Origin of the sequence: Streptomyces spiralis, from assembly GCF_014654675.1 — a bacterium.
Lineage (GTDB): Bacteria > Actinomycetota > Actinomycetes > Streptomycetales > Streptomycetaceae > Streptomyces > Streptomyces spiralis.
The window spans coordinates 14,252-27,777 of sequence record NZ_BNBC01000019.1; the positions used below are offsets into that span (position 1 = coordinate 14,252).

15 protein-coding genes are annotated in these 13,526 nt (G+C 72.5%); 10 read left to right on the forward strand and 5 right to left on the reverse strand.

Translation table 11 applies throughout. The annotated features are described in order from the left end of the window. Positions 1 to 240 precede the first annotated feature (240 nt). The 3 genes from IE318_RS46145 to IE318_RS20335 all read left to right on the forward strand — a co-directional run bounded on the left by IE318_RS46145 (position 241) and on the right by IE318_RS20335 (position 1,843). Positions 241 to 369 (forward strand): hypothetical protein, encoded by a 129-nt coding sequence (locus IE318_RS46145; RefSeq protein WP_268256743.1) that lies wholly within the window; start codon positions 241 to 243, stop codon positions 367 to 369. A gap of 16 nt (positions 370 to 385) precedes the next feature. After that, positions 386 to 1,150 carry a bestrophin-like domain gene (locus IE318_RS20330; protein ID WP_189902346.1) on the forward strand — a complete coding sequence of 255 codons (765 nt, stop codon included), beginning with the start codon at positions 386 to 388 and terminating at the stop codon, positions 1,148 to 1,150. A gap of 261 nt (positions 1,151 to 1,411) precedes the next feature. Next, positions 1,412 to 1,843 carry a hypothetical protein gene (locus IE318_RS20335; protein WP_189902348.1) on the forward strand — a complete coding sequence of 144 codons (432 nt, stop codon included), beginning with the start codon at positions 1,412 to 1,414 and terminating at the stop codon, positions 1,841 to 1,843. Positions 1,844 to 1,959: 116 nt separating this feature from the next. Here the strand turns inward: IE318_RS20335 and IE318_RS20340 are convergent, their stop codons facing one another. Continuing rightward, the gene (locus IE318_RS20340; protein ID WP_189902350.1) at positions 1,960 to 2,436 is read right to left on the reverse strand and encodes a hypothetical protein; all 477 of its coding nucleotides are present in this window, start codon (positions 2,434 to 2,436) and stop codon (positions 1,960 to 1,962) included. Between the two features lie 337 nt (positions 2,437 to 2,773). On the opposite strand from IE318_RS20340, the gene IE318_RS20345 reads away from it, so the two are divergent. After that, the gene (locus IE318_RS20345; protein WP_189902352.1) at positions 2,774 to 3,460 is read left to right on the forward strand and encodes a class F sortase; all 687 of its coding nucleotides are present in this window, start codon (positions 2,774 to 2,776) and stop codon (positions 3,458 to 3,460) included. Between the two features lie 49 nt (positions 3,461 to 3,509). Here the strand turns inward: IE318_RS20345 and IE318_RS20350 are convergent, their stop codons facing one another. Beyond that, on the reverse strand, positions 3,510 to 4,358 hold the full coding sequence (locus IE318_RS20350; RefSeq protein ID WP_189902354.1) for a polysaccharide deacetylase family protein: 849 nt from the start codon (positions 4,356 to 4,358) through the stop codon (positions 3,510 to 3,512). A gap of 163 nt (positions 4,359 to 4,521) precedes the next feature. Here IE318_RS20350 and IE318_RS20355 point away from each other — a divergent pair, with 163 nt between their 5' ends. Both IE318_RS20355 and IE318_RS20360 read left to right on the forward strand, forming a co-directional pair. After that, a complete protein-coding gene (locus tag IE318_RS20355) occupies positions 4,522 to 5,001 on the forward strand; it encodes a universal stress protein (RefSeq protein WP_030178298.1) in 480 nt (159 codons plus the stop codon). 130 nt (positions 5,002 to 5,131) lie between these two features. After that, positions 5,132 to 6,559 carry an amino acid permease gene (locus tag IE318_RS20360; protein ID WP_189902356.1) on the forward strand — a complete coding sequence of 476 codons (1,428 nt, stop codon included), beginning with the start codon at positions 5,132 to 5,134 and terminating at the stop codon, positions 6,557 to 6,559. Here IE318_RS20360 and IE318_RS20365 read toward each other — a convergent pair. Continuing rightward, on the reverse strand, positions 6,499 to 6,669 hold the full coding sequence (locus IE318_RS20365; RefSeq protein ID WP_189902359.1) for a hypothetical protein: 171 nt from the start codon (positions 6,667 to 6,669) through the stop codon (positions 6,499 to 6,501). The genes IE318_RS20360 and IE318_RS20365 overlap by 61 nt on opposite strands. A gap of 262 nt (positions 6,670 to 6,931) precedes the next feature. On the opposite strand from IE318_RS20365, the gene IE318_RS20370 reads away from it, so the two are divergent. From IE318_RS20370 to IE318_RS20380, 3 genes are all read left to right on the forward strand, one after another. Further along, complete coding sequence (locus tag IE318_RS20370) at positions 6,932 to 7,480, forward strand: sigma-70 family RNA polymerase sigma factor (protein WP_030178304.1); 549 nt, start codon at positions 6,932 to 6,934, stop codon at positions 7,478 to 7,480. Between the two features lie 145 nt (positions 7,481 to 7,625). After that, positions 7,626 to 8,138 carry a hypothetical protein gene (locus IE318_RS20375; protein ID WP_189902361.1) on the forward strand — a complete coding sequence of 171 codons (513 nt, stop codon included), beginning with the start codon at positions 7,626 to 7,628 and terminating at the stop codon, positions 8,136 to 8,138. 178 nt (positions 8,139 to 8,316) lie between these two features. After that, positions 8,317 to 8,967: a zf-HC2 domain-containing protein gene (locus tag IE318_RS20380; protein ID WP_189902364.1), complete on the forward strand. Its 651-nt coding sequence runs from the start codon at positions 8,317 to 8,319 to the stop codon at positions 8,965 to 8,967. Between the two features lie 7 nt (positions 8,968 to 8,974). Here the strand turns inward: IE318_RS20380 and IE318_RS20385 are convergent, their stop codons facing one another. Together IE318_RS20385 and IE318_RS20390 are read right to left on the reverse strand one after the other, a co-directional pair. After that, positions 8,975 to 9,838: an Fpg/Nei family DNA glycosylase gene (locus tag IE318_RS20385; RefSeq protein WP_030178312.1), complete on the reverse strand. Its 864-nt coding sequence runs from the start codon at positions 9,836 to 9,838 to the stop codon at positions 8,975 to 8,977. Positions 9,839 to 9,890: 52 nt separating this feature from the next. Beyond that, a complete protein-coding gene (locus tag IE318_RS20390) occupies positions 9,891 to 11,978 on the reverse strand; it encodes a SpoIIE family protein phosphatase (protein WP_189902366.1) in 2,088 nt (695 codons plus the stop codon). A 111-nt stretch (positions 11,979 to 12,089) separates the two neighbouring features. Between IE318_RS20390 and IE318_RS20395 the strand changes: the two genes are divergently transcribed. Further along, positions 12,090 to 13,514, forward strand: a complete 1,425-nt coding sequence (locus IE318_RS20395) for a lipase maturation factor family protein (RefSeq protein ID WP_189902368.1) — start codon at positions 12,090 to 12,092, stop codon at positions 13,512 to 13,514. Positions 13,515 to 13,526 lie beyond the last annotated feature (12 nt).

The following is a 13,526-nucleotide window of genomic DNA, read 5'->3' on the forward strand; positions in this document are numbered from 1 at the left end:
AGCCCCACACCCACTCCGCCACCCCCGCCCCCACCACCACCTCCGTCGCCGCAGCCCGCCCCCCGACCGGCGCCGGCGAAACCGAGACCCACCCCGCCACCGGAGCCGACGCCGCCGCCCGTACGGCCGGCCCCCGCGCCCTCACCGCGCCCGACACCCCCGCCCCCGCCGCCACCGCCGGCCCCTGCCCCGACGTCCGATTCGCACCCCGAGCCCCGTCCCCGCCCCTCGGCGAAGCGGGTGACCTACCCGCGCTACCGCCCGCAGCCGCACCGGGCCACGCCCCGGCACGGCCCGTCGCCCGTCACCTACGTCCTGCTCATCGCGATCCCCGCGCTGGCCGCCGTCGCCGCGCTCCGTCCGCGCTGACCCCTGGAGGAACCCGTTGTCGGAATGGCTTGTTCTCGTCCTCGCGATGCTGGCCGCCTGTGCCGTGGTGGTCGTCATCACGCTCGTACGGCACCGCACGGCGGCCGAGGACGACGATCCCAGCGACACCCCGGACGTCATCGAGTACATGACGATGTGGATCGGCGTGGTGTACGCCATCGTGCTGGGCCTGGCCATCGCCGGTGTCTGGGAGGCGCGCGTCGCCGCCCAGGACCACGTCCAGGCGGAGGCCCAGGCGCTGCACGAGATCTCCGAGCGCGTCCGGGTCTACCCGCCGGACGTCCGCGACCGCATCCGCGCCGATGTCAACGCCTATGTCGGACACGTCGTCACCACCGAGTGGAAGACGATGGCGGACCACGGCAGGGTCACCGTGCGGGGCGACCAGCTGCTCGACAAGATCCGCGCGGACGTCACCGACCACCGGCCGGCCTCGGACTTCGAGGCGCAGGCCTACCAGCCGCTCGTCGACCAGGTGACCGCGGCCGACCAGGCCCGCGCCGCCCGCGCCGGCTCGACCGGGGCGACGATGCCGGGCGTGGTCTGGTTCGGGCTGATCGGCGGGGCCGTCGTCACCATCGGCATGGTGTTCGCGCTGCAGATCCGGCGTACGACCCGCGAGCTGGTCCTGGCCGGGCTGTTCTCCGCCCTGATCGCCTTCCTGCTCTTCCTGATCTGGGACTTCGACGCGCCCTACAGCAGAGGGGTCTCGGCGTCGACGGCACCCTTCCTCGACCTGTTCCCGCACATCGGCGGCTGACGGGCCCTCACCGTACGACATGCTCCACGGAGCCTGACATTCCTTCATCCCGGTCGGGCCGTCCTGCGGCGGCCCGACACGGCCGTCCTGTCCCCCGCCCGCCGGAGCGCCGTCCCCTGTGCGGCCCACACGGTTGCCCCGTTCGCCCGAGTGCGATCGCGCCGGAGTGCACATGTTCCTAGCGTTTCGATCATCGAGGTGCATTTCCGGCACACGCGGAAGAGGTCCGCAGCTGCTCCTCGGGGACCCGGAGGATTCATCATGCGCGTAATACGCGTCGTTTCGGCCGCACTGCTGGGCGTGAGCGCCCTCACCTTCTCCGCACCCGCCGCCCTCGCCAGCGGCGGCGACGGCGGCCACTCCTACGGCAGCGAGGGCCGCTCCTACGGCGACAGCCGCTCCGACGACGGCGGAGGCTACGGCGGAGGCGGCGGGGACAGCCGCTCTCACGGCGGCGGCGGTGGTGGTGGATACGGCGGCTCCGACGACGGCGGCTTCGACGACGAGGGCCGCGGCGGTGGAGGAGGCGGCCGGCCGGAGCACTTCCGGCACGGCGTCCGCGCGGGCGAAGGCGGCACCATCGCCGGCTTCGACCTCAAGGAGATCGGGATGGGCACCGCGCTCATCGCGGGCTCCGTCGGCGCGGCCTACTACCTCTCGCGCCGCCGCACCGGGGAGGAGGGCGTGGCCTGACCCGGCACAAGGCACTCAGGACGACGCGGATCCGGCCTCCGCACAGGCGGGGACCGGATCCGTGGTCACCGGACAGAGCGTTGGGGGAGACACCCCGTAGAGCCGAGTTGCCGCCGTCAGACGCGCTTGCCGAAGCGTCCGCGCATCCAGAAGACGGCGCCCACGAGAACGCCGGTCCCCATCAGCCCGCCGCCGATGGCGATGTCGGCCTTGGTGGCGCCGCCGGTGGTCGTGGCGCCGTCGGCACCGGCACGGGCGCGGCCGACGGCGGTGAAGGCCGCCGGGCGGGCCGGGGCGCGACCGTCGCAGCGGACCGCGACGCCGTATGTGACGGCGGGGGTGTGCGGACGCAGGGCCGCGACGGACCTCGCCGTGACGCCGGCCCCGTCGGCCGGCCGCGTCGGCACCGCGCCGAACGCCCGCGACGCCGCCTGCCCGCCGCCGCGGCACGCGTCGGCCGTGACGCCTCCGCGTCCCGGCCCGGCCGCCGCGTCGGCGCGCGGGGTGCCGCCGCCCTTCTCCACGGCCGTCGGGGCCGCCGAGCCGACGGTGGCGACGACGGCGACCAGGACCGCCAAGGGGATACGAGTCATGCGCATGGGATCCTCCGGGAAGGCGCCCCGGGACACGTACCCGGTCGATCGGCGAGACAGCGCCTTCGCAACACACCGTCAGATGTCTTGTGACGGCTCGCATTTCGAGAGTGGTCCGTCCTGGTGAGTCCCGATCCGGGGGGAATTCACCCCGTCGGACGTCGCCGCAGGTCATGGGCTGTCGGAAGACGCCCGTCCGGAACGACCCGGACGGCGCACCGGAATTCCGCGACGCCACCCGTTCGCCTCCGTCCCGTCGCCGGCTTCGCGCGCGGGACCTAGCGTTCCTGTATGCGCGAAGGGCGGGGCGGCGGCCACGTTCGAGAGGGGATGGCGAATGTCAGTGAGCAAGCTGACCGACACGGCCGAGGAGGAGCAGGGGCCACAGGCCAAGCGCGTCCCCTGGGGTGTGATAGTGCTCGTTCTGCTCACCGGACTCGCCCTCATCCGCAACGGTTCGGGGGAGTTCGAGGCCGGTCCGCCGCAGCCCGCGAAGGCCGCCGCGCCGGACGGCGGCCAGCAGTCCGGTGCCTCGCCCGCGACCGGATCCGGGGCACCTCGGCCGCTGTCGTACTCGGTGCCAGACCGGGTGCGGATCCCTCTGATCCAGGTCGACGCGCCCATCACCCCGGTCGGCGTGGACGCGGACGGGTGGGTGGCCGCGCCGCCGCCGGACGACCCGAATCTGGCCGGCTGGTTCAACGGCGCCGTCACCCCCGGGGAAAAGGGGACCGCGGTGATCGACGGCCACGTGGACAACAGGAACGGCCCGGCGGTGTTCTACGGGCTCGGCTCCCTGAAGAAGGGAAACCACATCGACATCCACCGGGAGGACGGGAGGACGGCGGTCTTCGAGGTGTACGGGGTCGAGGTGTTCCAGAAGGCGGCCTTCCCCGGGGAGCGCGTGTACGGCTCGAAGGGCACACCGGAACTGCGGGTCATCACCTGCGGCGGCGGTTACACCAAGCAGACCGGATACGCGGGGAACGTCGTCGTCTTCGCCCGCCTGGTCGAGGTCCGCTGAACGCCCCGCACGACGACTCTCGCGCCCGCGGGGCGGGGCGCGGGCCGTGTCAGGTGTACGTGCGGCGGGGCACGGTGAAGCGGTAGCCCTCGTCCAGCAGTCTTGGCAGGTATCTGCGCAGCGCGTGGACGGTCTGGGTGCGGTCGCCGCCGGCGTCGTGCGAGAGGACCACGACACCGGGGTCGGCGCCGCGCTCGACCCGGCGGACGATGGTGGTGGTGCCGGGGGTGGTCCAGTCGAGGCTGTCGACGGTCCAGGCCAGCGGTTCCATGCCCATCTCGGCGTTGAGCTGGAAGACGTTGCGGTTCCAGGCGCCGTAGGGGGCGCGGAACCACAGGGGCCGCTCGCCGTAGGCCTTCTCGATGATGTCGCTGGTGGCCTCGAGCTCGTCGCGGATCTCCCGGCGGGTGAGCCGGGTGAGCAGCGGATGGGTCCAGGTGTGGTTGCCGACGACGTGGCCCTCGTCGGCCATCCGCGCGAGCAGGTCCCGGTTCCAGTCGGCCATCTCGCCGCACACCATGAACGTGGCCCGCACGTCGTAGCGGGCCAGGGTGTCGAGGATGTGCGGGGTGTACTCCGGGTTGGGGCCGTCGTCGAAGGTCAGCAGCATCGTGTCGCCGAGGCCGGAGAAGCGCAGGATCGGCGCGTGCCGCACCCTGGCCGGCAGCGGCAGGGCCCGCGGTGGGGCGTCTCCGGTCAGGGGGCTCAGGCGGTACGCGGAGGACTTGGGGACGCTGCCCGCCTGGGCGCCCGCGGCGGGGGCGGCGGGCGGCCGTGCCGCGGTGCCGGAGGAGCCGGACAGCAGCAGACCGGCCGTCCCGGCAGCGCCGGCCGCGCCGAGGGCGGCCGCCCCGGCGAGCAGCGCCCGGCGCCGCGTGAGCAACTGATCCTTCCGCATGACTCATCAGTGACCGCAGGCCTGCCGCCGAACCGGTACGGCGGCGCGATTGCACCCGCGTGGCCGCGTCCGCCCGAGCACCGGCCGGGCGGCCCAAGGCCGCTGGTCATCGGGGTCGCCCCGGGCCTCGGCCGGAAGGGCTGCTTCCGATAGCCTCGCAGGTGTGACGGAACAGCACGAGGAGCGCGAGCGGCACGCGCAGGGGTTCGAGCGGGGCACGGACGGCCCGAAGGTGATCGTGGCCGGGGTGGACGGCTCGGAGTCCTCGATGCGGGCGGCCGCCTACGCCGCCGGCCTGGCCCGGCGCCAGCGCGCCCTCCTGGCCCTCGTGTACGTGCAGCCGGTGATGTCGACCGGGGCGGCGCTGGGGGCGCCGGTGGCCGAGACGACCGACGAGATCGCCGAGGAACTGGTGCAGCAGATCCGGGAGGCCTCCGAGCGGCTGAAGGGGATATTCGAGGTCCGCTGGGAGTTCCACACCTTCCGCGGCGATCCGTACAACGGCCTGGTGAAGGCCGCGGACGAGCTGAAGGCCGACGCGGTGGTCGTCGGCGCCTCCGAGAAGGCCGGCCACCGGATCATCGGCTCGGTGGCGGTCCGGCTGGTCAAGGCGGGGCGCTGGCCGGTGACGGTGGTGCCGTAGGGGCGCTCGCGCCGGTCGTGGCGGCCCGGCTGGGGCCGTCCGGGCGATGCGTGGTGTCTTCCGTACGCGGCCGGGCTGGGCCATCATGATCCGCCGTCAGCCGATTGCCGTCTGCGAAGAGGTGAGGCCCATGGCCAGGCTCCGGATGGGTGAAGGCATTCTCCGGCGTAAACCCATCGAACACATCGAGGAGACGGAAGCCGGCGAGGGACCGAAACTCGAACGGTCGCTGGGGCTCTGGCAGCTCACCGCGATCGGCGTGGGCGGCATCATCGGCGCGGGCATCTTCACGCTGGCCGGCACCGTGGCCAACGGCACGGCCGGCCCCGCGGTGCTGGTGTCCTTCCTCGTCGCCGGTGTGGCCAGTGCCGCCGCCGCGCTGTCGTACGCCGAGTTCGCGGGGATGATCCCGAAGGCGGGCTCCGCCTACACCTACGGCTACGCGGTGCTCGGCGAGTTCGCCGGCTGGTTCATCGGCTGGGACCTGCTGCTGGAGTACACCGCGATCGTGGCGGTGGTCGCCATCGGCATCTCGGGGTACTTCAGCTTCCTGATCGAGGACATGGGCGCGAAGCTGCCCGCATGGATGCTGGGCGCGCCCGGCACCGGGTCCGGGCACAAGGTCGACCTGTTCGCCGCCGTGCTGTGTCTGCTCATCGCCTGGCTGCTGACCCTCGGCATCCGCAACGCGGCCCGCTTCGAGACGGTCGTCGTGGTGCTGAAGGTGCTCGTGGTGCTGGTGGTGATCATCGTGGGCATCTTCCATGTGGACACCGCCAACTACCACCCGTTCTTCCCCTACGGGATCGGCGGGGCGTTCACCGGCGCGGCGACCGTGTTCTTCGCGGTCTTCGGCTATGACGCCATGTCGACGGCGGCCGAGGAGTCCAAGGACGCACAGCGGCACATGCCGAAGGCGATCATCTACTCGCTGGCGATCGCGATGGTGCTGTACGTGCTGGCCTGCCTGGTGCTGACCGGCATGCAGAACTACAAGGACATCGACAAGGAGAGCGGCTTCTCCACCGCGTTCAAGTCGGTGGGGCTCAACCGCCTGGCGGACGTGATCGCCGTGGGCGCGATCATCGGCATCCTCACCGTGATGTTCACGTTCATGCTGGGCGTGACCCGGGTGTGGTTCTCGATGTCCCGCGACGGGCTGCTGCCCCGGTGGTTCGCGAAGACGCACCCCACGCGGCACGTGCCGACCCGGGTGACGTGGATCGTCGGGGTGGCGTCGGCGGTCATCGCCGGGTTCCTGCCGATCGCCGAGGCGGCCGAACTGACCAACATCGGCATCCTGCTGGCGTTCGTGGTGGTGTGCACGGCGGTGATCGTGCTGCGATACCGGCAGCCGGACCTGCCGCGCAGCTTCCGCACCCCGTGGATGCCGTTCGTGCCGGCGCTGGGCGTGGTCTTCTCGATCTGGCTGATCACGTTCCTCCAGTGGCAGACGTGGGTGCGGTTCGCCGTGTGGTTCCTGATCGGCTGCGTGGTCTACTTCGGGTACTCGTACAAACGGTCGGTGCTGGCGGAGCGCCAGAGGGCCGTGGACTGACCCTGCGGGGAGGCGGGTTCCCCCTGGTCCCGGCGGTCGGCCTGGCAGGCGGCGGCCACGGCGAGGACGGCCGTCAGGACCAGGCCCACCAGGTGTCTGCGTGCGATCATCGGTTCACCTCACTGCGTTCGTGCGCCGGACCAGTCCTATGGACGGACAAGACAGACAAGACAACAGACGGACAAGACAGATAAATGGGTATGAAGCCGGGGGCCGTCGCAAACAGCCCGGGCGCGTGCCGTTGGTCCGTCCGGGGGGCGCACGGGCCGTGACGGACCGTTCGTCGAACCGTTCGTCGACGCGATCGACCGTCCGCCGCACAGCCCTGCGCGTGCCCTGTCCCGGGGCGGGACCCTGCGCTGCGATACGGCCATGACGGCCGGAACCGCCCTCCCCCGCGTGACCACGACCGCCGAGCACGAGCTCGCCGCGCTCCAGCGCGAGCACGGCCGGCCGCTGTTCGCCCTGCTGCTGCGGCTGTGCGACGGCGACCGGCAGCGCGCCGAGGACCTGCTCCAGGAGACGCTGGTGCGCGCCTGGCAGCATCCCGAGGCGCTGCGCGCCGACGCCTTCGCCTCCGTACGGCCCTGGCTGCTGACGGTGGCGCGCCGGCTCGCCATCGACGCGCGCCGGGCCCGGCAGGCCAGGCCGCCGGAGGTCGGCGACGCGGTCCTGGAGAACACACGGGTGATCGCCGACCACGCCGAGCGGGCCGCCGCGACGCTCGACGTGCGGGAGGCTGTGAAGACACTCACTCCGCAGCACCGTGAAGTCCTGGTGCTGGTGTACTTCCAGGGGGCGAGTGTGGCGGAAGCCGCCGAAACCCTGGGCATTCCGCCCGGTACCGTGAAGTCCCGTGCGTACTACGCGCTGCGCGCCCTGCGCAGGGTGCTTCCGGGATACGCGGCCGACCTGCGCTGAAACCGACCGCCGGGTCAAACCTCCGTAAAGCGCCTTGCTGTGGACCACTGTTGAGTAATCGGCTGTCCTCATCCGTGTTCCGGATGGGCCTGTCCCAGGAGCCGGGGTCGGGCGACGCGCACGCACCGGAGGAAGGCAGGAAGGGATGCTGCACAGAGGTCAAGAGAGCACGGACGGCGACGGCGGTGAACTGGTCGTCCCCATGGCCTGGTTGTACGCCGAGTACATCGCCGACGAACTGCTGCGCACCGGCGATCTGATGCCGCCGGCGTCCGTGGAGTTCCGCGCCGGGCGGGACGCGCTGGCGCTGACCGTCTTCCTGTCCGACACCGGCGGCGAGCTCGGCGGCATCCGGGTGGTCTCGCAGCTGGAGACGTGGCTGTCGCTGACCGCCTACGACCAGCCGTGGGAGGACTGGGTGCGCGAGCGGATGGCCGATCTGGCGGCCGACGCGCACGCCTGCGGCGTCCGCTCGCCGGACCTGGCGCTGGCCGAGGCCGCCTGGCGGTGGCTGGAGGAGACCGAACTGCTCGCGCCCGACCTGGACGCGGTGCCGGGCGGGGCGGGCGCGGTGAGCGAGGACGAAGGGCCGAAGGTGTGGACGCCCGCCTGGCGGCTCGGACTGCCTCTGGGGCACCTCGCCATCCATCTTTTCTAGCCGGGGACGCGATCCGGGCACGTTTTCCGGCCAGGGCCGGGATCGGACCAATCCGCGGGCCCGGCCGCTCCGAATCCCTTGATTACGATTCGGTGCGCGGCTTGAGTGATTCGGCACTGCGGTGCGTACGGGTGGGAGCAACGAGTAACCCCACCCGCACCCACCGCGAGGATTCGGCATGAGGTCCCTGGAAAGGCATCGCGACGTCGGCGCTTACGCGCTCGGCGTGCTGGACGAGGCGGAGGCCTTCCGCTTCGAGGACCACCTCATGGAGTGCCCCAGCTGTTCGGCGCAGGTGACCGAGTTCGGCCCCACGGCGCGGCAGTTGCTGCTCTTCCGGCGGGCCACGCCGCGCTTCGTGCATCCCATGACCCAGCCCGGGCCCCGGCTGCTGGAGCGGCTGGTCGGCGAGGTGGCGCGGCGGCACCGGGCCGGGCGCCGGCGCATGCTGTACGGCCTGGCCGCCTCCGTGGTGCTCGCCGTCGGCGGACCGGCGGCCGCGGTCCTCGCCCGGCACGGCGACGGGCCGGTGCGGGTCGCCGCGACCGACGCGACGACGGGGGTGTGGGCCGAGGTCAGTGCGGCGGACGCGGAGTGGGGCAGCGAGGTGCGGTTGCGGGTCGAGGACGCGGCGGGGCCGCACTCCTGCCTGCTGGTCGCCGTGGGCCGGGACGGCTCCGAGCAGACGGTGACCACCTGGATGGTCCCCTCCCACCAGGACCGGCCGGACACCGTGATGGGCGGCGCGGCGATGCATCCCGGCCAGATCGCCCGCTTCGAGGTGCGCACGGCGGACGGGCGGCACCTGGTGACGCTCGACCCGGCCTGACCCCGGGCTACTTCAGCAGCCTGGACAGCCGGCGGTCCGCCAGCGGCTTGCCGCCCGTCTGGCAGGTGGGGCAGTACTGCAGCGAGGAGTCGCTGAAGGACACCTCGCGGATGGTGTCCCCGCACACCGGGCAGGGCTCTCCGGTGCGGCCGTGCACCCGCAGACCGCTCTTCTTCTCCGCCTTCAGCCGGCCGGCCGCCAGGCCCCGGGAGCGCTCGACCGCCTCGGTCAGGGTGGAGCGCAGCGCCTCGTACAGCCGTCCGGTCTCCTCCGGCGTCAGGGAGGCGGCCAGCTTGTACGGGGACATCCTCGCCGCGTGCAGGATCTCGTCGCTGTAGGCGTTGCCCACGCCGGCGATCAGGCTCTGGTCGCGCAGTGCGCCCTTGATCCGGCGCCGCTCCCCCGCCAGCAGCCCGGCGAAGCGCTCCTCGTCGAAGTCGTCGGCCAGCGGGTCGGGGCCGAGCCGGGCCACGCCCGGTACCTCCCGCGGATCCCGTACGACGTACACCGCGAGCCGCTTCTGGGTGCCGGCCTCGGTGAGGTCGAAGCCCGCGCCGGTCTCCAGCGCGACCCGCAGGGCCAGCGGGCCCTTGCCGGGACGGGGCGGCCCGTCGGGCAGCCGGTCCTTCCACTGGAGCCAGCCGCCGCGGGCCAGATGGGTGACCAGGTGCGGGCCGTCGCCGGTCACCAGGTCCAGGAACTTGCCGTGCCGGGCGACGGCGGTGACCTCGCGGCCCTCCAGGGCACCGACGGGAGGGTCGTAGGTCTTCAGGACGCTGATCGCGACGGGCAGCACGCGGACGATCTCGTGACCGACCAGGTTCTCGGTCAGGAAGTCCTTGAGCGCTTCCACCTCGGGCAGTTCCGGCATGCCTCCAGAGTGCCACCCGGCACCGGCGGCGCCACGCGCCGCGCGGGGCGGCTCAGGCGCTCTCCGGCACCACGAACTCGCACCACAGGCACTTGCCGCCGCCCCGCGCCTCCACGCCCCACACGTCGGTGAGCCGGTCGACGAGCAGCAGACCGCGCCCCGAGACGCCCTGCTCCCCCGGCTCCCGGCGGCGCGGCAGGGCGCTGGAGGAGTCCTCGACCTCCACCCGCAGCCGCCGGTCGCTGCCGCTGAGCACCCGCAGGGTGACGATGGCCGCGCCCTCGGTGTGCAGCAGGGCGTTGGTGATCAGTTCGTCGGCCACCAGTTCGATCTCGTCCGAGCGCTCCCGGGCGCCCCAGGAGCGGACCGTGGCACGGATCAGGTGCCGGGCCCGGGTCAGGGCCTCCGGGTCGCCGGGCGCCACGTGCTGCTTCAGGCGGCCCACGGGCTGCCGCTCGGTCAGCGCGCGACGGCGCAGCACCAGCAGCGCCACGTCGTCGTCGCCGCCGCGCTTCTCGGCCATCTCGATCAGCTGGTCGGCGAGGTGCCGTACGTCCTCGGGCCCCGCGGCGATGGACGCCGCCAGGGCCCGCATGCCGTCGTCGAGATCGGCGCCGGGCACTTCGACGAGGCCGTCGGTGCACAGCACCAGGGTGTGCCCGGGGTCGAGCTCCATGGCACAGACCGGGTACTCCAGGCCGCCGAACTCCGCGGACAGGCCGAGCGGCAGACCGCCGGCGACGGCGACCCGGCGGCAGCTGCCGTCGCCCAGCCGCACCAGCGGGTCGATGTGCCCGGCGCGCACCATCTGGACGACGCCGGTGGACAGGTCGGCCTCCGCGTACAGGCAGGTCGCGAAGCGGTCGGTGTCGAGCTCGTGCAGGAAGGTGGAGGCGCGGGCCATCACGGTGGCCGGGGTGTGGCCCTCGGCGGCGTAGGCGCGCAGCACGATGCGCAGCTGGCCCATGACGGCGGCGGCGTGCGTGTCGTGGCCCTGGACATCGCCGATGACGGCGCCGACCCGGCCGCCGGGCAGCGGGATCAGGTCGTACCAGTCGCCGCCTATGTCGCGGCCGAGGGAGCCGCCGGCGTAGCCGGAGCGGTAGCGGACGGCGACGTCGGCGCCGGGCACGCTGGGAATGGTGCGCGGCAGCATGGCCTGCTGCAGGCTCTGGGCGAGGTCCTTCTCCTGCTCGTAGAGCATGGCCCGTTGCAGGCTCTGCGCGATGCTGCTGCCGAGGGCGACCAGGACGTTGCGCTCGTCCTGGGAGAAGCCGTGGCGGCCGCTGTAGAGCAGGCCCATGCCGCCGATGGGGCGCGCCTGGGCGATCAGCGGCAGATAGGCGGCCGAGGTGATGTCCAGGCCGGTGATGTGCGGCCACAGGACCGGATAGCACGCGGCGAACTCCTCCGCGGACTCGATGAAGCGGGGTCTGAGAGTGCGCACGGCCTCGCTCATCGGGTAGGGCTCGTCGATCCGGGTGACGCGGGTGCCGGGTACGGAGGTGCCCTCCGGTCCTTCGGCGACCAGCCGGATCCGGCCGGCCTCGACCAGGCCGAGGACCATGCTGGTGGAACCGAGAAGGGCCAGGCCGTGGCTGTCCTTGACGACGTCGATGACGTCCTGGACGGTGCGTGCGTGGGCGAGGGCGGCGGTGGTGGCCTGGACGACGTTGGTCTGCTCGCGCCGGGCGGTGTCCAGGGCCTGCCGCTGTGCGCGGCCGGCGCTGTCGTCGAGCTCCTCGGTGGCGTCCCGGACGATCCCGATGATCCGGCGGGGGCGGCCGCTCTCGTCGCGGCGGATGCAGCCCTGGGTGTGGGCCCAGCGCAGGGAGCCGTCGCGCAGGCGCAGGCGGACGTAGGTGCCGTAGTGCTCGCTGCCGTCCTTCATCGCGCGGGCCACCAGGGCGTCCAGACGCTGTCCCTCGCCGCCGGGGACGCGGGAGCCCAGGCTCTCGGGGTGGCCGTCGTACTCCTCGGGGGTGATGTCGAAGATCCGGTGGGCCATGGCGTCCAGGCTGCACAGACCCGTGTCCAGGTCCCAGTCGAAGGTTCCCATGCGGTGGAGAGCCAGGATCGGGTCCGGGTGGACGGGCCAGTCGTCCGGCAGTGACAGGGTGCGCGCTCCCCGTTCAGCCATGGAGCCACCCTGCCAGGGTTTGTCCGATTCTTCGAGCTGGGAGAGGGGTAGCCGGAGCCCCGGAGCCGAGGACTGGCGGCGGCACCATGGAGGAGAGGAGCGTGCAGGGCCGTGGGATGGTTCATCGCACCCGACTACTGGCTGAGCCGGCTGGTCTTCCAGCGGGCCCTGGCCGCCGTGTATCTCGTGGCGTTCCTGACGGCCGCCCTGCAGTTCCGGGCGCTGCTCGGCGAGCGCGGCATGCTGCCGATCCCCCGGTTCGTCGAGCGGGTGCCGTTCCGGCGGGCGCCGAGCCTGTTCCACTGGCGCTACTCCGACGCTCTGTTCGCGGCGGTCGCGTGGGCCGGATGCGCCGTGTCGGCCGCCCTGCTCGCGGGTCTGGACTCATGGCTTCCGCTGTGGGGCGGCATGCTGCTGTGGCTGGTGCCGTGGGCGCTGTATCTGTCGATCGTCAACGTCGGGCAGACCTGGTACGGCTTCGGGTGGGAGTCGCTGCTGCTGGAGACCGGGTTCCTCGCGGTGTTCCTGGGCAACGACGAGGTGGCCCCGCCGATCGTGGTGCTGTTCCTGCTGCGCTGGATCCTCTTCCGTGTCGAGTTCGGCGCCGGGCTGATCAAGCTGCGGGGCGACGAGTGCTGGCGGAAGCTGACCTGTCTGGACTACCACCATGAGACACAGCCGATGCCGGGCCCGCTGAGCTGGTTCTTCCACCATCTGCCGGCGCCCCTGCACCGGGCCGAGGTCGCCGCCAACCACGTCACGCAACTGCTGGTGCCGTTCCTGCTGTTCACCCCGCAGCCGGTCGCCACGGCCGGGGCGTCGCTGATGATCCTGACCCAGCTGTGGCTGGTGCTCTCGGGCAACTTCGCCTGGCTGAACTGGATCACGATCGTGCTGGCCCTGTCGGCCGTCCAGTGGCCGGGGCGCGCCCCGGCGTCCGTGCCCGCGGCGCCGCTGTGGTACGAGGTGGTGGTCCTGGCCGTCGCCGTGCTCGTGGTGGCCCTGAGCTACCGCCCGGTGGTGAACATGATCTCCCGGAGCCAGGTCATGAACCGCTCCTTCGACCCGCTGCACCTGGTCAACACCTACGGCGCGTTCGGCAGCATCAGCCGCGTCCGCTACGAGGTGGTGGTCGAGGGCACGCTGGACGACGGACCGCCCGAGGACGCGGAGTGGCGGGAGTACGAGTTCAGGGGCAAGCCGGGGGACCCGCGGCACTGGCCGCGCCAGTTCGCGCCCTACCACCTGCGGCTGGACTGGCTGATGTGGTTCGTGGCGCTGTCGCCGGCGTACGCCGGTGCCTGGTTCGGCGCCCTGGTGGAACGGCTCCTGGAGAACGACCGCGACACCCTCCGGCTGCTGCGCCACTCCCCCTTCCCGCGCGACCGGCCCCCGCTGTACGTCCGCGCCCGCCTGTTCCGCTACCGCTACACGTCGTGGCGGGAGCTGCGTGAGACGGGCGCCTGCTGGGAGCGGACCTACGTACGGGAGTTTCTGCCGCCGGTGCGGCTGGTGGAGGCGGCCGAGAGGCCGTGACCGAGGCCGGCC

What these genes read in the sequence shown, in the direction of transcription:
- IE318_RS20370 (WP_030178304.1), top strand. Translation starts at nt 6,932, where the DNA reads ATGACGGCCGGAACCGCCCTCCCCCGCGTGACCACGACCGCCGAGCAC.
- IE318_RS20335 (WP_189902348.1), top strand. Translation starts at nt 1,412, where the DNA reads ATGCGCGTAATACGCGTCGTTTCGGCCGCACTGCTGGGCGTGAGCGCC.
- IE318_RS20375 (WP_189902361.1), top strand. Translation starts at nt 7,626, where the DNA reads ATGCTGCACAGAGGTCAAGAGAGCACGGACGGCGACGGCGGTGAACTG.
- IE318_RS20380 (WP_189902364.1), top strand. Translation starts at nt 8,317, where the DNA reads ATGAGGTCCCTGGAAAGGCATCGCGACGTCGGCGCTTACGCGCTCGGC.
- IE318_RS20340 (WP_189902350.1), bottom strand. Translation starts at nt 2,436, where the DNA reads ATGACTCGTATCCCCTTGGCGGTCCTGGTCGCCGTCGTCGCCACCGTC.
- IE318_RS20345 (WP_189902352.1), top strand. Translation starts at nt 2,774, where the DNA reads ATGTCAGTGAGCAAGCTGACCGACACGGCCGAGGAGGAGCAGGGGCCA.
- IE318_RS20360 (WP_189902356.1), top strand. Translation starts at nt 5,132, where the DNA reads ATGGCCAGGCTCCGGATGGGTGAAGGCATTCTCCGGCGTAAACCCATC.
- IE318_RS20365 (WP_189902359.1), bottom strand. Translation starts at nt 6,669, where the DNA reads ATGATCGCACGCAGACACCTGGTGGGCCTGGTCCTGACGGCCGTCCTC.
- IE318_RS20385 (WP_030178312.1), bottom strand. Translation starts at nt 9,838, where the DNA reads ATGCCGGAACTGCCCGAGGTGGAAGCGCTCAAGGACTTCCTGACCGAG.
- IE318_RS20350 (WP_189902354.1), bottom strand. Translation starts at nt 4,358, where the DNA reads ATGCGGAAGGATCAGTTGCTCACGCGGCGCCGGGCGCTGCTCGCCGGG.
- IE318_RS20390 (WP_189902366.1), bottom strand. Translation starts at nt 11,978, where the DNA reads ATGGCTGAACGGGGAGCGCGCACCCTGTCACTGCCGGACGACTGGCCC.